This window comes from Acuticoccus sediminis (genome assembly GCF_003258595.1).
Taxonomy (GTDB): Bacteria; Pseudomonadota; Alphaproteobacteria; order Rhizobiales; family Amorphaceae; genus Acuticoccus; species Acuticoccus sediminis.
Genome location: NZ_QHHQ01000010.1, coordinates 140,400 through 156,100, shown reverse-complemented (window position 1 = coordinate 156,100; position 15,701 = coordinate 140,400). Strand labels below are relative to the sequence as shown.

Annotated in this window: 13 protein-coding genes and 1 other RNA gene; 11 read left to right on the top strand and 3 right to left on the bottom strand. The window is 69.9% G+C overall.

The genetic code is table 11. The features are described from left to right. The first annotated feature begins 186 nt into the window (after positions 1-186). From mutS to DLJ53_RS30870, 5 genes are all read left to right on the top strand, one after another. Positions 187-2,946, top strand: coding sequence for a DNA mismatch repair protein MutS (mutS, locus tag DLJ53_RS30890; RefSeq protein WP_111352207.1), 2,760 nt, complete (start codon positions 187-189; stop codon positions 2,944-2,946). Then, the gene (locus DLJ53_RS30885; RefSeq protein WP_111352174.1) at positions 2,946-3,254 is read left to right on the top strand and encodes a DUF1330 domain-containing protein; all 309 of its coding nucleotides are present in this window, start codon (positions 2,946-2,948) and stop codon (positions 3,252-3,254) included. Before mutS ends, DLJ53_RS30885 begins: the two co-directional genes overlap by 1 nt. Continuing rightward, complete coding sequence (gene dapB / locus DLJ53_RS30880; RefSeq protein ID WP_202913445.1) at positions 3,251-4,054, top strand: 4-hydroxy-tetrahydrodipicolinate reductase; 804 nt, start codon at positions 3,251-3,253, stop codon at positions 4,052-4,054. Before DLJ53_RS30885 ends, dapB begins: the two co-directional genes overlap by 4 nt. 774 nt (positions 4,055-4,828) lie before the next feature. Further along, a complete protein-coding gene (locus DLJ53_RS30875; protein WP_111352173.1) occupies positions 4,829-5,212 on the top strand; it encodes a hypothetical protein in 384 nt (127 codons plus the stop codon). A 30-nt stretch (positions 5,213-5,242) separates the two neighbouring features. Then, positions 5,243-6,385 (top strand): glycerate kinase, encoded by a 1,143-nt coding sequence (locus DLJ53_RS30870; protein WP_111352172.1) that lies wholly within the window; start codon positions 5,243-5,245, stop codon positions 6,383-6,385. Positions 6,386-6,412: 27 nt separating this feature from the next. Here DLJ53_RS30870 and DLJ53_RS30865 read toward each other — a convergent pair whose 3' ends face one another. Genes DLJ53_RS30865 through DLJ53_RS30855 form a run of 3 tightly spaced genes read right to left on the bottom strand, consistent with a single transcriptional unit; the run spans position 6,413 to position 9,202 of the window. Then, the gene (locus DLJ53_RS30865) at positions 6,413-7,159 is read right to left on the bottom strand and encodes a TIGR02186 family protein (RefSeq protein WP_111352171.1); all 747 of its coding nucleotides are present in this window, start codon (positions 7,157-7,159) and stop codon (positions 6,413-6,415) included. Beyond that, on the bottom strand, positions 7,156-8,091 hold the full coding sequence (locus tag DLJ53_RS30860; protein WP_111352170.1) for a sulfite exporter TauE/SafE family protein: 936 nt from the start codon (positions 8,089-8,091) through the stop codon (positions 7,156-7,158). Before DLJ53_RS30860 ends, DLJ53_RS30865 begins: the two co-directional genes overlap by 4 nt. Before the next feature lie 52 nt (positions 8,092-8,143). Further along, positions 8,144-9,202 (bottom strand): hypothetical protein, encoded by a 1,059-nt coding sequence (locus tag DLJ53_RS30855; protein WP_111352169.1) that lies wholly within the window; start codon positions 9,200-9,202, stop codon positions 8,144-8,146. Positions 9,203-9,522: 320 nt separating this feature from the next. Here DLJ53_RS30855 and DLJ53_RS30850 point away from each other — a divergent pair, with 320 nt between their 5' ends. The 6 genes from DLJ53_RS30850 (at position 9,523) to DLJ53_RS30825 (ending at position 15,699) form a co-directional block, all read left to right on the top strand. Further along, on the top strand, positions 9,523-10,701 hold the full coding sequence (locus DLJ53_RS30850; protein WP_111352168.1) for a pyridoxal phosphate-dependent aminotransferase: 1,179 nt from the start codon (positions 9,523-9,525) through the stop codon (positions 10,699-10,701). Between the two features lie 375 nt (positions 10,702-11,076). Continuing rightward, an RNA gene (rnpB, locus tag DLJ53_RS30845) (RNase P RNA component class A) lies at positions 11,077-11,454 on the top strand. A 729-nt stretch (positions 11,455-12,183) separates the two neighbouring features. Then, positions 12,184-12,717 (top strand): division/cell wall cluster transcriptional repressor MraZ, encoded by a 534-nt coding sequence (gene mraZ, locus DLJ53_RS30840; RefSeq protein WP_111352167.1) that lies wholly within the window; start codon positions 12,184-12,186, stop codon positions 12,715-12,717. After that, entirely contained in the window at positions 12,714-13,697 is a 984-nt protein-coding gene (gene rsmH / locus DLJ53_RS30835) for a 16S rRNA (cytosine(1402)-N(4))-methyltransferase RsmH (RefSeq protein ID WP_111352166.1), read from the top strand. Before mraZ ends, rsmH begins: the two co-directional genes overlap by 4 nt. Beyond that, the gene (gene ftsL / locus DLJ53_RS30830; protein ID WP_111352165.1) at positions 13,697-14,026 is read left to right on the top strand and encodes a cell division protein FtsL; all 330 of its coding nucleotides are present in this window, start codon (positions 13,697-13,699) and stop codon (positions 14,024-14,026) included. The genes rsmH and ftsL overlap by 1 nt, the downstream gene beginning before the upstream one ends. Beyond that, complete coding sequence (locus tag DLJ53_RS30825) at positions 14,023-15,699, top strand: peptidoglycan D,D-transpeptidase FtsI family protein (protein WP_111352164.1); 1,677 nt, start codon at positions 14,023-14,025, stop codon at positions 15,697-15,699. The genes ftsL and DLJ53_RS30825 overlap by 4 nt, the downstream gene beginning before the upstream one ends. Positions 15,700-15,701: the final 2 nt, after the last annotated feature.

Here is a 15,701-nt window from a genome sequence, read left to right as displayed (position 1 = left end):
GGCGCTCCGGCCGGAGCGCCGCGTCGCAGCCGTCTCGCCGATCTGCGGAGGGTCCCGGGCCGCCGTTCCTGTGGGTTTCTCCGCGTGCCTGTGGAGAGGGCGCCGCGCCCCTTGTTCCCGCCTGCACCGCCGGGGCACGATCCCCGCCCACTCGACGGTCGAGGTGAGGGGGGACGGATGGAGGCGATGAGCCGCGATGCGGATGAGAACGCCGGGCGTCTCGCATCGGCCTCCGACATCGGTGAGCTGACCGGCTCCCGGCCCCGCGGCTCGGGGCCGAAGCCGGATCCGGACGACGTCGAAGCCGTCATCGCCGCCGGCGCGACGCCGATGATGGCCCAGTACCTCACCATCAAGGCCCAGAACCCGGAGGGGCTGCTCTTCTATCGGATGGGCGACTTCTACGAGCTGTTCTTCGAGGACGCCGAGGTTGCCGCCAAGGCGCTCTCCATCCACTGCACCACCCGCGGCACCCACCTCGGCGAGCCGATCAAGATGGCCGGCGTCCCGGTCCACGCGGCCGAGGAGTACCTCGCGCGCCTGATCGCGCAGAACTTCCGCGTCGTGATCGCCGAGCAGACCGAGGATCCCGCCGAGGCCAAGAAGCGCGGCGCCAAGTCCGTCGTGGCGCGGGCGGTGGTGCGCATCGTCACGCCCGGCACCATCACCGAGGAGCGGCTGCTGGCGCCCGACCGCGCCTCCCTGCTGGTCGCCGTCGCACCGGGCAAGACCGAGGTCGGCATCGCCGCCGCCGACGTCGCCGCCGGCCGCTTCATCCTGACCGCCGCGACGCCCGAGACGTTCGCCGCCGAGATCGCGCGGCTCGACCCGGTGGAGCTGATCGCGCCGGAAGGCGCCGATCTGCCGCCGATGCCGGTCCGGGTGACGGTCGCCCGGCGCGTGCCGTCCGAGTTCCGCGCCGCCGGTGCGCCGGCCCGGCTCGCGGCGAACTTCGGCGTCGCCGACCTCGCCGCGTTCGGCACCTTCTCCGACGCCGAGGCGGCGGCGGGCCTGGCGCTCGTCAACTACCTCGCCGAGACCCAGCTCGCGAACGCGCCGCCGCTCGACCCGCCGCGCAAGGACGCGCCCGACCGCGTCATGGCGATCGACGCCGCCACCCGGGCGAGCCTGGAGCTGACTCGCCCCTCGCGGCCCGACGGGCCGACGCTCCTGTCGGCGATCGACTGCACGGTCTCCGGCATCGGCGCGCAACTCCTGTCCGACCGCCTGTCGAGCCCGTCGCTGGTGCGTGAGGAGATCTCCGACCGGCACGACTCCGTCGCCGCGTTCGAGGCGGACCCGGTCGCCCGCAGCGCCGTGCGTTCCGCGCTGAAGGCCGTGCCGGACCTGCTGCGCGCCGCCGGCCGCCTCGCCGCCGGGCGGGGCCAGCCCCGCGACGCGCTCGCGGTCTGCCGTGCGCTCCACGCCGCGTCTGACGCCGCAGCCGCGCTGCCGTCGGAACGGCCGGCGCTGATCGAGGCCGCGGCTGCGGTGCTGACGGCCGCGCCGGGGGCGCTCGGCGAGCGCCTTGCCGCGACGCTCGACGAGCGCGCCGCGAGCGGCAACCAGCCGGACGGGTACATTGCCCACGGCGTCGACGCCGCGCTCGACGAGGCGCGCACCCTGCGCGACGAGAGCCGCCGGTTCGTCGCCGGCCTCCAGGCGGACTACCAGAAAGAGACCGGCGTCCGCTCGCTGAAGATCAAGCACAACGCGGTGCTCGGCTGGTTCATCGAGGTGCCCGCCGGCCACGCCGACACGCTGCACTCCCACGAGACCTTCTCGCACCGCCAGAGCCTCGCGTCGGCGGTCCGCTTCACCACGAACACGCTGCGGGACCTCGAGTCCCGCATCCTCGCCGCGTCCGAGGACGCGCGCACCGCCGAGCAGGCGATCTTCGCCGACCTGGTCGCCGCGATCGTCGAGGCCCGGCCGTGGCTGTCGGAGGTGGCGCGTCAGATGGCGGAGATGGACGTCGCCTCGGCGCTCGCCGAGCGGGCCGCCGTCTCGCGCTGGGTCCGGCCGACGATCGAGGACGGTCTCGCGTTCGAGATCGACGCGGGCCGCCACCCGGTGGTCGAGGCCGCCCTCGGCGACCGCTCCCGCTTCGTGCCGAACGACTGCGTGCTCTCGCCGCCGGACGACGACGGGCTCGCCCGCGCGGTGATCCTCACCGGCCCCAACATGGGCGGCAAGTCGACCTATCTGCGCCAGAACGCGCTGATCGCGGTGCTCGCCCAGGCCGGCTCGTTCGTGCCGGCCAAGCGCGCGCGGATCGGCATCGTCGACCGGCTGTTCTCGCGCATCGGCGCGTCCGACGACCTGGCCGCCGGGCGCTCCACCTTCATGGTGGAGATGGTCGAGCTCGCCGCGATCCTGAACCAGGCGGGGCCGGGCGCGCTGGTCATTCTCGACGAGATCGGCCGCGGGACGGCGACCTTCGACGGGCTTTCCATCGCCTGGGCGGCGCTGGAGAGGCTGAACGAGGTCGGCTGCCGCACGCTCTTCGCGACGCACTATCACGAGATCACGACCCTGTCGGAGCGGCGCTCGCGGATCGGCAACGCGACCATGCGCGTCAAGGAGTTCCGCGGCGACATCGTCTTCCTGCATCAGGTCGAGGCGGGCGCGGCGGACCGCTCCTACGGCGTGCAGGTGGCGCGGCTCGCGGGGCTTCCGGCGACGGTGGTGCGCCGCGCGCGCGACGTGCTCGCCCGGCTGGAGGAGTCCGACCGCGGCGCCGCGCGGGCCGCCCTCGCCGCCGACCTGCCGCTGTTCGCGGCGGGCGCGGAACCGGCGGAAAACGCCGCGTCCGGTGGGCCTTCGCGGTCCGCCACGCTGGAAACGCTGGACGAGATCGACCCTGACGCCCTATCCCCGCGTGAAGCGCTCGATGCACTGTACGCTCTCAAGGCCGCACGGCGCGCAGAAACGGAGGGGGATTGATGGCCAAGGGTTACTGGATGGCACGCGTCGACGTGCACGATCTCGAGGGTTACAAGGAATATGTCGCGCTGAACGCGGCGCCGATCGCCGAGTACGGCGGGAAGTTCCTGGTCCGCGGCGGCCCGTTCGAGGCGGTCGTCGGCGAGGCACGCCAGCGCAACGTCGTGATCGAGTTCCCGTCGTATCAGGCGGCGGTCGACTGCTTCTATTCCGAGGGCTACCAGAAGGCGCTCGAGGTGCGGCAGCGCTGCTCGGTCAGCGAACAGGTCATCATCGAGGGGTACGAAGGGCCCCAGCCGGGACAATGATCAAGATCGGTGTAGCCGGCGTCGCTGGCCGGATGGGGCGGGCGCTGGTCCGCGCGGTGGTCGAGACCGAGGGGACGACCCTCGCCGCGGCGACCGAGCGGCGTGGCGCGGGCGAAGCCGGCAAGGACGCGGGTGTCATCGCGGGCGTCGGCGAGTCCGGCGTCATCGTGTCCGTGGACCCGACCGTGTTCGGCGACTGCGACGCGGTCCTCGACTTCACGTCCCCGGGCGCCTCGGCGGAGCTGTCCAGCAGCCTCGCCGGCCTCGGCACGGCGCACGTCATCGGCACGACCGGCTTCACCGAGGCGGACGAGACGGTGATCCACGCCGCGAGCAGGCACATCCCGATCGTGAAGTCCGGCAACATGTCGCTCGGCGTGAACCTCCTGTCGGTGCTGGTGGAGCGGGCCGCCGCCGCGCTCCCGCAGGCCGACATCGAGGTGCTGGAGATGCACCACCGCCGCAAGGTGGACGCGCCGTCCGGCACGGCGCTCCTCCTCGGCGACGCGGCCGCGCGGGGGAGGGGCATCGACCTCAAGTCCCAGTCCGTCATGTCCCGCGAGGGGCATACCGGACCGCGCGAGGCGGGGACGATCGGCTTCGCGACGCTGCGCGGCGGTTCGGTGATCGGCGAGCATGACGTGATCCTCGCTCTCGATTCCGAGCGGGTGGTGCTGAGCCACATCGCGGAGGACCGGGGGGTCTTCGCGCACGGTGCCGTCGCGGCGGCGCTCTGGGCGGTGAAGCAGCCGGCCGGCCTCTACTCCATGCGCGACGTGCTCGGCCTCAACGAGGGCTGACACACCGGGCGGGCCGCCCCGGCGGCCGCCCGTTCGCCGCCCTTCGGGCCGATCGGACGGCGGCGCCTGCCGGGCGCGACGGGCCCGGAACCCATTCGGACGACTTTCCTGACATTCGACGCAATGGCGTCGCGCATGGGGCGCCCTGCGAACCGCCGTTCCGACGTGCGGCGCGAATTCGGCTGCCTGCATAAGGCGTTATTACTTATGCGGCAAAATAAGGAAGCCTTGTTGAAATTATTTGGGATCGCGTCTCGGAAATTCCGCGTCACAACCAGCCATAATCGTGACCAATGGGTGCAGCCGTTGATGACCGACCTTTAGGTTCCCTTCTTAACGATTTATCCACAAAGTTTATTCTGCCCGCACGGGTTGACGGATGCGTGATCTGTCGAAGCGGGAGGTGGCACCCTTTGAGAGATGTCAGCTGAAAAAATTTTAATGTCACGGGGCCGGGAAATAGTGATGGGCCGCGAATCATTTGGGCGCGAGGGCTTTCCAAGCCGGCTATGTCATGAATGTGTCGGGTAAGGTGGGATTAACCAGGGATTCCAGAGGCCTGGATCCATCGCTTGCCAAATCCGGAAATGGCCGCTAGTTGTGGATTTCAGGTTCTGGCGCCCTCTCGTTGACGGTTTAGCAAGAAACCCCATAAGTTTTCCACAGTCTGTGTATAGTGGGGGATGTAACGTTCCACGTTCGTTCGTCCTTTCACGATGCGGTAAGGTCCCCAGTGTCAAGTTCGCGCAACGCGAGAGTTGGCAAGGAGGCTCCATGCTCATCAATGGATTCACTTCGGAGACGGCTGGTCGGTCACCCGAGGCAGTGCCCCTGTTCTGGTGGCAGGGTTGGAGCAGCGCCTGGTACGTCACGTCGGTGTTCGACATCAAAGGGTTCTGCTGCAACGAGCCGGGCACGTTCGTGCTGGTCCGGCGCGAACCGAACGGGACCTGCACTCCTCTCATGGTCGGCGCCTGCGAGAACGTGAGCGACGACCTCTTCGCGTATCATGGCGAGGCTCTTTTGCGGGCCATAAAGTCCGGCGCGACGGAGGTGCATGTTCACCTGCTGGCCGAGACCGGCCGTGAGCGCGCCCGCGTCATGGACGACATCGCGCAGGGCTGGCAGATGCCCGTTCACCCCGCTCCGGCAGTCTGACGGGCCAGGACGAACGAACCGACCCACCCCGTGAACATCCTCGTCGCCTGCGACAAGTTTCGCGGTAGCCTCACGGCCCGCGAAGCGAACGCCACCATCCTCGAGGCGCTGGCCTCGAGCGCCCTCAACGCCAACGGCACCGACGTTGCCATCGCCGACGGAGGCGAGGGCACGCTCGACGCACTCGCCGGCGCTTCTCTCGCGTTGCGAACCTCTCCGGTGAAAGGTCCGTTCAACGGAACGATCGACGCCCCCTGGGGCTTCGACCGCGCCGCCGGACGGGCCGTCATCGAGATGGCCCGCGCGGCGGGTCATGCGGCCGCCACCGGCGGCTACGATCCCGACCGCGCCACCAGCGCCGGCATCGGCGACCTCATCCGCGCCGCGCTCGACGCGGGCGCGCGCGAGATCATCGTCGCGGTCGGCGGCTCCATCACGGTGGACGGCGGGGCAGGGGCGCTCGAAGCGCTCGGCGCCCGCTACTTCGGCGCCGACGAGGAGCCCGTCGTCCTGCCTGCCGGGCGCGCCCTGCGCACGGTTGAGACGGTGGACCTCTCCGGCCTCGATCCGCGTCTCGCCGAGGCGCGCATCATCCTCGCCGCCGACGTCGACAACCCGCTCGTGGGCCAGAACGGCGCCGCGCGCGTCTTCGGCCCGCAGAAGGGCGTCCCGGTGGACGACATCGACGCCTTCGACCTCGCTCTCGCCCACTTCGACCGCCACCTCGCGACGGCGAGGGGCAGCGGCGTGCTGGCCGACACGCCGTTCGCCGGCGCGGCGGGCGGCATGATGGTCGGCCTCTCCGCGGCGGCGCCGACCAGCGCCGTGGACGGCTTCTCGCTGATCTTCGAGCATCACCGCCTCAACGAGCGGATCGACGCGGCGGACCTCGTGGTCACCGGGGAGGGCTCGCTCGACGGACAGTCGCTCTCGGGCAAGGGTCCGGTGGCGGTCGCGCGGGCGGCGTCGGCCATGGGCAAGCCGGTGCTGGCCTTCGCCGGCCGCATCGCCGTCTCGCCGGACGAGCTCGCCGCGCAGGGGATCACCGCCGCCTTCGCCATCGGCCGCGGCCCGGCCACGCTGGAGGAGGCGCTGAAGCACGCCAGGGCCTCGCTCGCGGCCACCGCGCGCGCCGCCTTCGACAGCGTCGCGGCCGGTCAGCGTCTCGCCTGACCGGTCCTCGCCGCGGCGGCCCGGGGGTCAGCCGCGGCGGAAGACGACCCCGCCGACGTATCCGGTGAAGAGCGCCAGCGCCACCGCGCCGAGGCCGTAGAACAGCGGCGTCGTGCGGCTCCACTCGTAGACGCGCTGCTCGAACCCGGTCTTGTGCACCTTGAACTGAAGCTCCGTCTGGGCGACCGAGGTGTCGCCCGCGTAGAGGAACACGAAGACCCGGTACGGTCCGTCCGCCAGCAGCGGCGGCAGCGGGATCTCGGTGCGGAAGAAGGTGCGGCTAAGCTTCTCGACGCCGTCGAGCTCCTCCACGTAGAGGCCGTGCGCGCGGTGCTGCTCGGCGAGCGCCGCGCGGTGCCGCTCGCGCGCTCCGTCACCGTCGCCGAGCATCGCCAGCGACAGGCGCCTTGCGACGCCGTTGTCGTCCTCGATCAGGGCGCGGGCGCCGGGCGTGGAGAAGAGGCCGTAGTAGGACGGCATCTTGTCGAAGAGCTCGCCCGCGTCGTTCACCCAGATGCCGAAGCGGCGCATGCGCTCCTGCACGAGGACCTGCTTGTCCGGTCCCCGCACCGCGACGATGACCTCGTAGGCGCCGGGCCGCGCGACGGTGTTCTCGTCCCGCTCCACCACGCCGAAGAGCGAAAGGCGCGTCCCGGTGAAGCTCGAGCCGATGGCGATCTCGTCGCGCGACAGCGCGACGCTCAGCGTCTCGGCGTGCGTGGGCGACGCGGCGAGGCAGAGGGCGAGGGCGAGCCACCGCACGATGCCGCTCACGGGGCCAGCGTCGTGATGGAGAAGAGGGTTTCGGGCGGCAGGACGAGGTTGAGCGCGAAGCGCACCCCGACGATGAGTACGAGGAGTCCGAGGAGGGCGCGCAGGTGTTCGCCCCGCAGCGCCTGTCCCATCGAGGCGCCGATCTGCGCCCCCATCACGCCCCCCAGCATGAGGATGAAGGCGAGGATAATGTCGACCGACTGGGAGGCCAGCGCGTGGCTGACGGTGGCGATCGCCATCACGCCGACGATCTGCACCAGCGAGGTGCCCACGACGACCGAGGTCGGCACCTTCAGGAGGTAGATGAGCGCCGGCACCATGATGAAGCCGCCGCCGATACCTAGCAGCGTGCCGAGGAAGGAGATCGACGCGCCGAGCGCGAACACCGGCAGCACCGAGATGTAGAGCTTGGAGCGGCGGAAGCGGATCTTGAGCGGCAGGCGGTGAATCCAGCCGCGGGTCGCCGAGCGGCGCATCGGCTGCAACGCCTCGCCGCGCCGGCGGGCGGCGCGCGCCCGCAGCATCGCCCGCACGCTCTCGTTCACCATCAGCCCGCCGATGGCCCCGAGGAAGATCGTGTAGCTGATGGCGATCACGAGGGTGAGCTGGCCGAGGCTGCCGAGCGCGGCGAAGAGCTTGGCACCCGCGAGCGCGCCTATCGAGCCGGCGGCGATCAGCAGGAAGGCGAGCTTGAAGTCGACCTGCCCGCGCCGCCAGTAGGAGAGGGCGCCCGAGGTGGAGCTCGCGACGATCTGCGGCGTGACCGAGGCGACGGCGACGGCGGGCGGGATGCCGGAGAAGATGAGGAGCGGCGTCATCAGGAAGCCGCCGCCGACGCCGAAGAGGCCCGAGATCAGCCCGACCGCCGCCCCCATGGCGAGCACCAGCAGAATGCTGACCGGCATCTCCGCGATCGGAAGATAGAGTGTCACGGACGATCACCCTCGCTCGTGCGGCGCACGGCCCCGGAGGTCCGGGGGGCCGTCAGGGATAGGCGACGGCGACGAATGCACCGCGGAACAATGCGAGTGTCCCGCGAAGGACGCCCTTGACGAAGCGGAAGGCGACAAGACCGACAACCCAGGCCACGAAACTGTACAGGAAGCTGATTATGAGGCGCAGGCCCCGCATGGCAACGCGGAAGGCGCGCAGCGTGAACTTGCCGGTGAGCTCCGCGACGGCACGGCTGTGGCGGCCGAAGCGGCTGGTGAAGCTGGCGAGCTCGCGCGCGTCGTCGGTGGTCTTGACGTATTTCATCAGGCGGACCGCTTCGGCCGGGCCGGCGTTGCGCGCCACGGTGCCGACCGCGCCGAGCGTCGCCTTCAGCTCCGCCCGGGCGACCGCCTGCGGGATGTCGTCGGCCGAGCGGCGGGTGACGACGACCACCGGACCGGTGGCGGCGGCCGGGGCGTCCGCCTTGCGCCCGGCGGCGCGGGCGAGGCGCACGAGGCGGCTGGCGAAGGAGGCGGTGAGGTTGCCGGTCCGCTTCGCGACCTTCAGCACCGAGACCGCCGCCTTGACCACCAGCGAGGAGCCGCCGGACGCGATCGTCACGCCCTCGACGGCGATGCCGACGGCGGCGAGCGCCAGCAGGAACTCCGAGTAGTCCTCGCCCATCGCGGCCTTGCCGCCTTCGGAGATGATGTCGCGCACGTCGCCGACGACGGTGAGGTCGGAGACGACGGCGCCGGCGAGGCCCGCGGCGGAGTCGGCATGGCCGGTGATGTAGGCGCCGGCGAAGGCGCCGGCATTGCGCAGCACCGTCGCCATGGTGCCCTGCGCGTCGGCGAGCGCGGTCGCAGTCTCGGCGGAAATGGGCTTGCCGAGGTCGGCCGCGATCTCGGCGTACTGGACGGCGCCGGCGATGTCGTCCTCGTCGAGGGCGGCGCGGACCTTCCCGTCCAGCGTGTCGCCCGGCGTCGCGGCCTGAAGCTCGCGACGAATTTCCCGCTCCTCGAAGCCGGTGTAGAGTCGGGGGGCGGCCAGCGCCAGGAAGGCGACTGTGCCGATCGACAAGACCGTGGCGGCGGGGAAAATGCGCATCGCTCGACTGTCTTTGGTCAACAGGGGTCGAGGCTGCCGGACAGCACCTCGCCCCTAGCCTAACACACTCTCCCTCGAGGGCGAGGGGGGACGGACTCAAACCTCGTATTCAATGGTTTACCGCTTCGGACCGCCGCCGGAGCGATGACGGTGCCGCTCGGCCACCCGAAGGGCCGAGCGGAGCCATCCCGTGCTCTCTACGCGAGACTGTTTGAGAGCCAATGAACGTTCGCGGGTCTCGCCTGAAAATTTGCTGAACAATCTCATTTGACGGCTCCAGCGCTGCGTGGCACCTCGCGATATCACTAGGAGTAACGCGCATGGGCGATCTTTTGGCGGCCGTTCGGCCAGCGGCACAGCGGACGCCGATTTCGGGCATCATCAGGACGGCCAACTACGGGCGCGCCAAGGGCCCGGGCATCATCCCGCTGTGGGCCGGCGAGGGCGATCTGCCGACCCCGCGCTTCATCGCCGAGGCCGCCGCCAAGGCGCTCTACGACGGCGAGACCTTCTACACGCACTCGCGTGGTATCCCCGAGCTGCGCGAAGCGCTCGCCGGCTACTACGAGACCCAGTTCGGCCGCCCGTTCGATCCCGATACCTTCTTCGTGACCGGCTCGGGCATGCAGGCGATCCAGCTCTGCGTCGCGATGACCGTCGGCCACGACGAGGAGATCCTCATCCCGTCCCCGTCCTGGCCGAACGCCACCGGCGCCTCGACGGTGATCGGCGCCAACCCCGTCGCCGTGCCGATGCGCGAGGCGGACGGGCGCTGGGTGCTCACCGTGGAAGACCTCGAGCGGGCGATGACGCCCAAGACGCGCGCCATCTTCGTCAACTCGCCCGCCAACCCGACCGGGTGGACGGCGACGCAGGAGGAGATGGAGGCGATCCTCGCCTTCGCCCGCGCCAACGAGCTCTGGATCATCGCCGACGAGATCTACTCGCGCTTCATCTGGACCGGGGCCGAGCGCGCGCCGTCCTTCCTCGACATCGCCGAGCCGGACGACCGCATCCTGTGGGTCGGCACCTTCTCCAAGAACTGGGCGATGACGGGCTGGCGGATGGGCTGGATCCACGCCCCGCTGGCGCTGAGGCAGACGCTGGAGAACCTCATCCAGTACTCGACCTCCGGCACCGCGGTCTTCATGCAGCGCGCGGGCGTCGTCGCGCTGACCGAGGGCGAGTGGTTCGTGAAGTCGATGATCGAGCGGGCGCGGATCGGGCGGGACATCGTCACCGAGGCGCTGTCGGGTCGCAACCGCGTCACCTTCGCGCCGCCGGACGGGGCATTCTATGCCTTCTTCAAGGTCGCGGGGCTCGAATCATCCCAGCAGGCAGCGTTCGCCCTCATTGATGAGGCGTCGGTCGGCACGGCCCCCGGCACGGCCTTCGGGGATATCGGGGAAGGATATGTCCGAGTGTGCTTTTTGCGCAGCAAGGACAGCCTGACCGAAGCGATGCAGGGAATCGTCAAATATCTTGAGACTTTAGGCTAAGTCGAAGGCGCCGGACTGGGCCGAAGCTGGGCGAATCTGGCGGCGAGGCTTGCGCGAAGCTTGCTGCGCCGCACGAAAATGATTTCTCAGTTATCCCCGTCCGGCATGATTTGTGCGAGAGTGTTCTCGCTCCTCCCTCAACTAGGGGTTCGGCCACGGGTCGGACCCCATTTTCCTTTCTGGGGCCCCGTTATGCTGGGCGCCCCGGGACGACGTCTCCGCCGCATCGTCCGCCCCGCGTGAGACAACCGGGCCCGCGAGACGCGTTGCTGCGCGAGCGGGACGGGCGGATCGGGTGGCGAAATCGGGTCCGGACCGGTGTGGATCGCGCGCAGGCGATTGCCATTGTGCGGCGGGCTTGTCATATCCCCTCGGCCAGTCGGTCGGACGGCCGCTCCGGCAAGGTCGAAAGACCGTCGGGGAGGAAAGTCCGGGCTCCACGGAAACACGGCGCCGGGTAACACCCGGCGGGGGTGACCCCAGGGAAAGTGCCACAGAAATCAGACCGCCACCGGGCGTGCCCGGGGGTAAGGGTGAAACGGTGGGGTAAGAGCCCACCGCGGAGGCGGCAACGTCTCCGGCACGGCAAACCCCGCCGGGAGCAAGACCGCATAGGGGTGGTGGCGCGTTTCCGGCCTCAACCACCCGGGTGGGTCGCATGAGGCGTTCGGCAACGGACGTCCCAGATGAATGGTCGTCACGCGGGGGTTCGCCCTCGCCATACAGAACCCGGCTTACAGACCGACTGGCATTCCCTCCCTCGCCGCATGGGCCCCCGTGGGCCTCGCCGCGCAGGCGCCCTCGGGCGTCGTCGCCCGGATGCCAATCCGCGCGCCCGCCCTTCGTCGGGGGCGGCCGGGCGTGCCGCTTCGTGTGCGCGGCCCGCGTCGACCGTGCACCGCTCGCGGCGCTGTCAGGCGCTTCTCCGGATACGGTGACGGGCGTCCGGCCCCGGTAAGCGGGGCGTCGTGCGGGCGTGGGATCGCCTGGGCGGCCGGCCTGGGATCCTTTGGGATCCGGTCATGGGCCAGCGTGGGATCCGAATGTGGGACGCCATGGGTTTCCGCACCCGTGATGCGACCGGTCGGGGTGCCGGCCGCCTATTCGCCGGACCGCCGGGCGAATCGCGCCCTTCAGCGAGGCCGGTTCCGGCGCCGGCGTTGCAGTGCAGGGGGCGTGCGGCGCACTGGGCGACGGCTGTCGTCCGCTCGTTGGGACGGTTTGGGCTGGCCGTTTCGGCCGCCGAATGGCGCCGCCAAGCCAACGCTTTAACGCATAATTTGCCAAAAACCGGGCAGTTACACTGCGGTCTTTGCGACCGTTGCGCTTCGGCAACACCTAAACCAGGTCGTTCGAATGCAACCGGTTTGGTAAATCGTTTCGTTGACGCCCATGGGGGCCCATGATATCCCAAATCATCCCGTGACGGAGCGTACGGGCAAGTCTGACGGGCGGTGACACGCCGCCAGCGTGGGAGCTGGGGTGGCCGGGTTCGTCTCGAATTACACGAACAAGCTCGACGCCAAGGGGCGCGTATCTATCCCCGCGCCCTTTCGATCGGTCTTGGCTCGTGACGGGTTCGAGGGCCTCTACTGCTTCCGCTCCTTCAACGCTCCCACAGTCGACGCGGGAGGTTTTCAATTGTTGAACGTCCTCGAATCGCGACTGGCAGACTTCGATCCCATGACCGAAGAACACGAAGCCTTGGCCATGACCTTCTACGGCGCCTCCGAGACGCTGAAGATCGACGGCGAGGGCCGCGTCGTCTTTACCGATACGATCCGTGAACATGCGGGTATCGATAAGGAAGTGGTGTTCGTGGGTCTGAATTATAAGTTTCAGATCTGGAATCCCGTGGCCTACGAAGAACAACGCAGGGCCAACCAGCAGCGCGCGCTCGAAGTCATGCGGCAGGCCGGCGGGCGCCGAAGCGGCGCCCGGGCCGGTGGCGGCGGCCTCAGCCTCACCGAGATGATGGGGCAGCGGCCCGCCGGCCCCCTCGGTGGCGACGAATGACCCTCGGCGAGGGACACCCTCCCGAGGCGCCGGGCCACATCCCCGTCATGCTGAACGAAGTGCTCGCCGAACTCGCCCCCAAGGCGGGCGAGACCATCGTCGACGGCACGTTCGGCGGCGGCGGCTACACACGGGCGATCCTCGCCGCCGGCGCGTCCGTCGTCGGCATCGACCGCGACCCGGCGGCGGTCGCCCGCGGCCGCGCGCTCGGCGATCCCAAGTTCACCATGGTCGAGGGCACGTTCGGCGCCATGGACGAGCACGTCGCCCGCCTCGGCATCGGCGCGGTCGACGGCGTCGTCCTCGATGTCGGCGTCTCGTCCTACCAGCTCGACCAGGCCGAGCGGGGCTTCTCCTTCCGCTCCGACGGCCCGCTCGACATGCGCATGGGCGGTGACGGGCCGACCGCGGCCGACATCTGCAATCACGCCGACGTCTCGGACCTCGCCCACCTCCTGCGCACCTTCGGCGAGGAGCGCCATGCCGGCCGCGTCGCGCGGGCCATCGTCGCGGCGCGCCCGCTGACGACCACAGCCGCGCTCGCCGCGGTGTGCGAGCGCGCGCTGAAGGCCGGCCCCGGCATCCATCCCGCGACGCGCACCTTCCAGGCGCTGCGCATCGCCGTGAACGACGAGCTGGGCGAGCTCGCGCGCGGTCTCGCCGCGGCCGAGCAGATCCTGCGCGCCGGCGGCCGGCTCGTCGTCGTCGCCTTCCATTCGCTGGAGGACCGCATCGTGAAGCGCTTCCTCGCCGAGCGCTCGGGCGCGGCGGGCGGCTCGCGCCACATGCCGGTCGTCTCCGCCCCGCCCGCGACCTTCATCGCCTCCGCCAAGCGCGCGCTCGCCGCGAGCGAGGAGGAGGCGGCAGCGAACCCGCGCGCCCGCTCGGCGAAGCTGAGGGCCGCTACGCGCACCGACGCGCCGGCCCAGCCGCTCGACCTCGCCGCCCTTGTCCCCCACGTCCGGCTGAAAGGGATCTGATGATCAAGCGTCCCATCCGCTTCGCCGCACTGGTCCTCGCGATCTCCACTGCGACCGTCAGCGCCACCGCCGTCTTCGTCATGAAAAAGGAGGCTGAGCGCGACGCATTCGCAATCCGTGAACTCAATCGAAAGATTGCCGCGGAGCGTCAAAGAATCAGCGAACTTAGAGCCGAGTGGGGCGCACTCGACAATCCGCAGCGGTTGCAGGCCCTCGTCGATCGGCACGCCGCGGTCCTGCGTCTCCAGCCGATCGACGGACACCAGATCGCAACGGTCCGCGACGTCGCCGCGGCCATTCGGCAACATCGGAAGGAGGGCGAGAAATGAGGCGCAAATCGGTTCGCAACGACGGAAGCCGCGGCCGCATCGCGCTGCTGCTCGCCGGCTGCGTCGCGATCTTCGGCGTCATCAGCGCCCGCCTCGTCGCGCTTGCCAACGCGCCGACGGTCGCCGCCTCGATCTACGCCACCTCGCCGCAGGATGACGTCCAGGCCGCGCGCCCGGACATCGTCGACCGCAACGGCGAGGTTCTGGCGACCGACCTCGCCACGGCCTCGCTCTACGCCGAGCCGCGCAACATCACCGACGTCGACGAGGCGGTGTATCTCCTCACCCAGGAGCTGCCCGAGCTCGACCCGGAGAAGCTGCGCAAGGACCTCTCGACCGAGCGCGGCTTCGTCTGGCTGAAGCGCGAGGTGTCCGGCCGCAAGCGCGAGGCGGTGCACAACCTCGGCATCCCCGGCATCGGCTTCCTGACGGAGACCACCCGCTTCTATCCGGGCGGCTCGACGGTGGGTCATATCGTCGGCCACACCAACATCGACAACGCCGGCATCGCGGGCCTCGAGAAGACCATCGACTCCGGCGGCCTCTCGGCGCTCCAGTCGGTGGGCCTCGCCCGCAAGGGGCGCGACCTCGCGCCGGTGCGCCTGTCGGTCGACCTTCGCGTGCAGCACGCCGTGCGCGACGAGCTCTCGCGTGCCATCGAGCGCTACCAGGCGGTCGCCGCGGTCGGCATCATCCTCAACGCGAAGACCATGGAAGTCGTCTCCATGGTGTCGCTGCCGGACTACGACCCGAACCAGCCCGAGCAGGCGCTCGAGCAGGTGCGCATGAACCGCGCCATGGCGGGCGTCTACGAGATGGGCTCGGTCTTCAAGACCTTCACCCTCGCCATGGGCCTCGACTCCGGCACGATCACGCCGAACTCCCTGCTCGACGCCCGCGGCAAGCTGCAGATCGGCAAGTACGCGATCGGCGACTTCCACGGCGAGAACCGCGTGCTGACGGCCTCCGAGGTCTTCAAGTACTCCTCCAACATCGGTTCGTCGCGCATCGCGCTGGCGCTCGGCGCCGAGCGCCAGAAGGAGTACCTGAAGTCCTTCGGCTTCTTCGACCGGATCGACACCGAACTCCCGGAGGCGGCGCAGCCGCTGGTGCCGTCGAGCTGGCCCAGGATCACCCAGGCGACCGTCTCCTTCGGCCACGGCATCTCGGTGACGCCGATGCACACCGCCGTCGCCGGCGCCGCGATGATCAACGGCGGCATCTACGCGCCGCCGACCTTCTTCCCCCGCTCCGAGGCGGAGATGATGAAGATCGGCCGCCGGGTGATCTCGCCGCAGGCCTCCAAGCAGATGCGCGACCTCTTCCTCCTCAACGGCGTCGAAGGGTCCGGCAAGAACGCGCGCGTTCCGGGGTATAATGTCGGCGGCAAGACCGGTACGGCCGAGAAGGCGGTGAAGGGCGGCTACGCGAAGAACAAGCGCCTCAACTCCTTCCTCGCCGCGTTCCCGATCGACGACCCGCAGTATGTGGTCCTCGTGACGATCGACGAGCCGAAGCCGGAGCCGGGCAAGCACTATGCGACCGCCGGCTGGAACGCCGCGCCGACGGTGGCCAACGTCATCTCCCGTGTCGGCCCGATGCTGCACGTCGCGCCGCGCTTCCCGGGTGACGATGCCATCGAGCGGGCGATCACGGTCGCGTACCAGGAGTAGGA

Excerpts from the sequence above, each read along its gene's own strand:
- mutS (WP_111352207.1), top strand. The coding sequence starts at position 187 with ATGAGCCGCGATGCGGATGAGAACGCCGGGCGTCTCGCATCGGCCTCC.
- DLJ53_RS30885 (WP_111352174.1), top strand. The coding sequence starts at position 2,946 with ATGGCCAAGGGTTACTGGATGGCACGCGTCGACGTGCACGATCTCGAG.
- dapB (WP_202913445.1), top strand. The coding sequence starts at position 3,251 with ATGATCAAGATCGGTGTAGCCGGCGTCGCTGGCCGGATGGGGCGGGCG.
- DLJ53_RS30875 (WP_111352173.1), top strand. The coding sequence starts at position 4,829 with ATGCTCATCAATGGATTCACTTCGGAGACGGCTGGTCGGTCACCCGAG.
- DLJ53_RS30855 (WP_111352169.1), bottom strand. The coding sequence starts at position 9,202 with ATGCGCATTTTCCCCGCCGCCACGGTCTTGTCGATCGGCACAGTCGCC.
- DLJ53_RS30850 (WP_111352168.1), top strand. The coding sequence starts at position 9,523 with ATGGGCGATCTTTTGGCGGCCGTTCGGCCAGCGGCACAGCGGACGCCG.
- rsmH (WP_111352166.1), top strand. The coding sequence starts at position 12,714 with ATGACCCTCGGCGAGGGACACCCTCCCGAGGCGCCGGGCCACATCCCC.
- ftsL (WP_111352165.1), top strand. The coding sequence starts at position 13,697 with ATGATCAAGCGTCCCATCCGCTTCGCCGCACTGGTCCTCGCGATCTCC.
- DLJ53_RS30825 (WP_111352164.1), top strand. The coding sequence starts at position 14,023 with ATGAGGCGCAAATCGGTTCGCAACGACGGAAGCCGCGGCCGCATCGCG.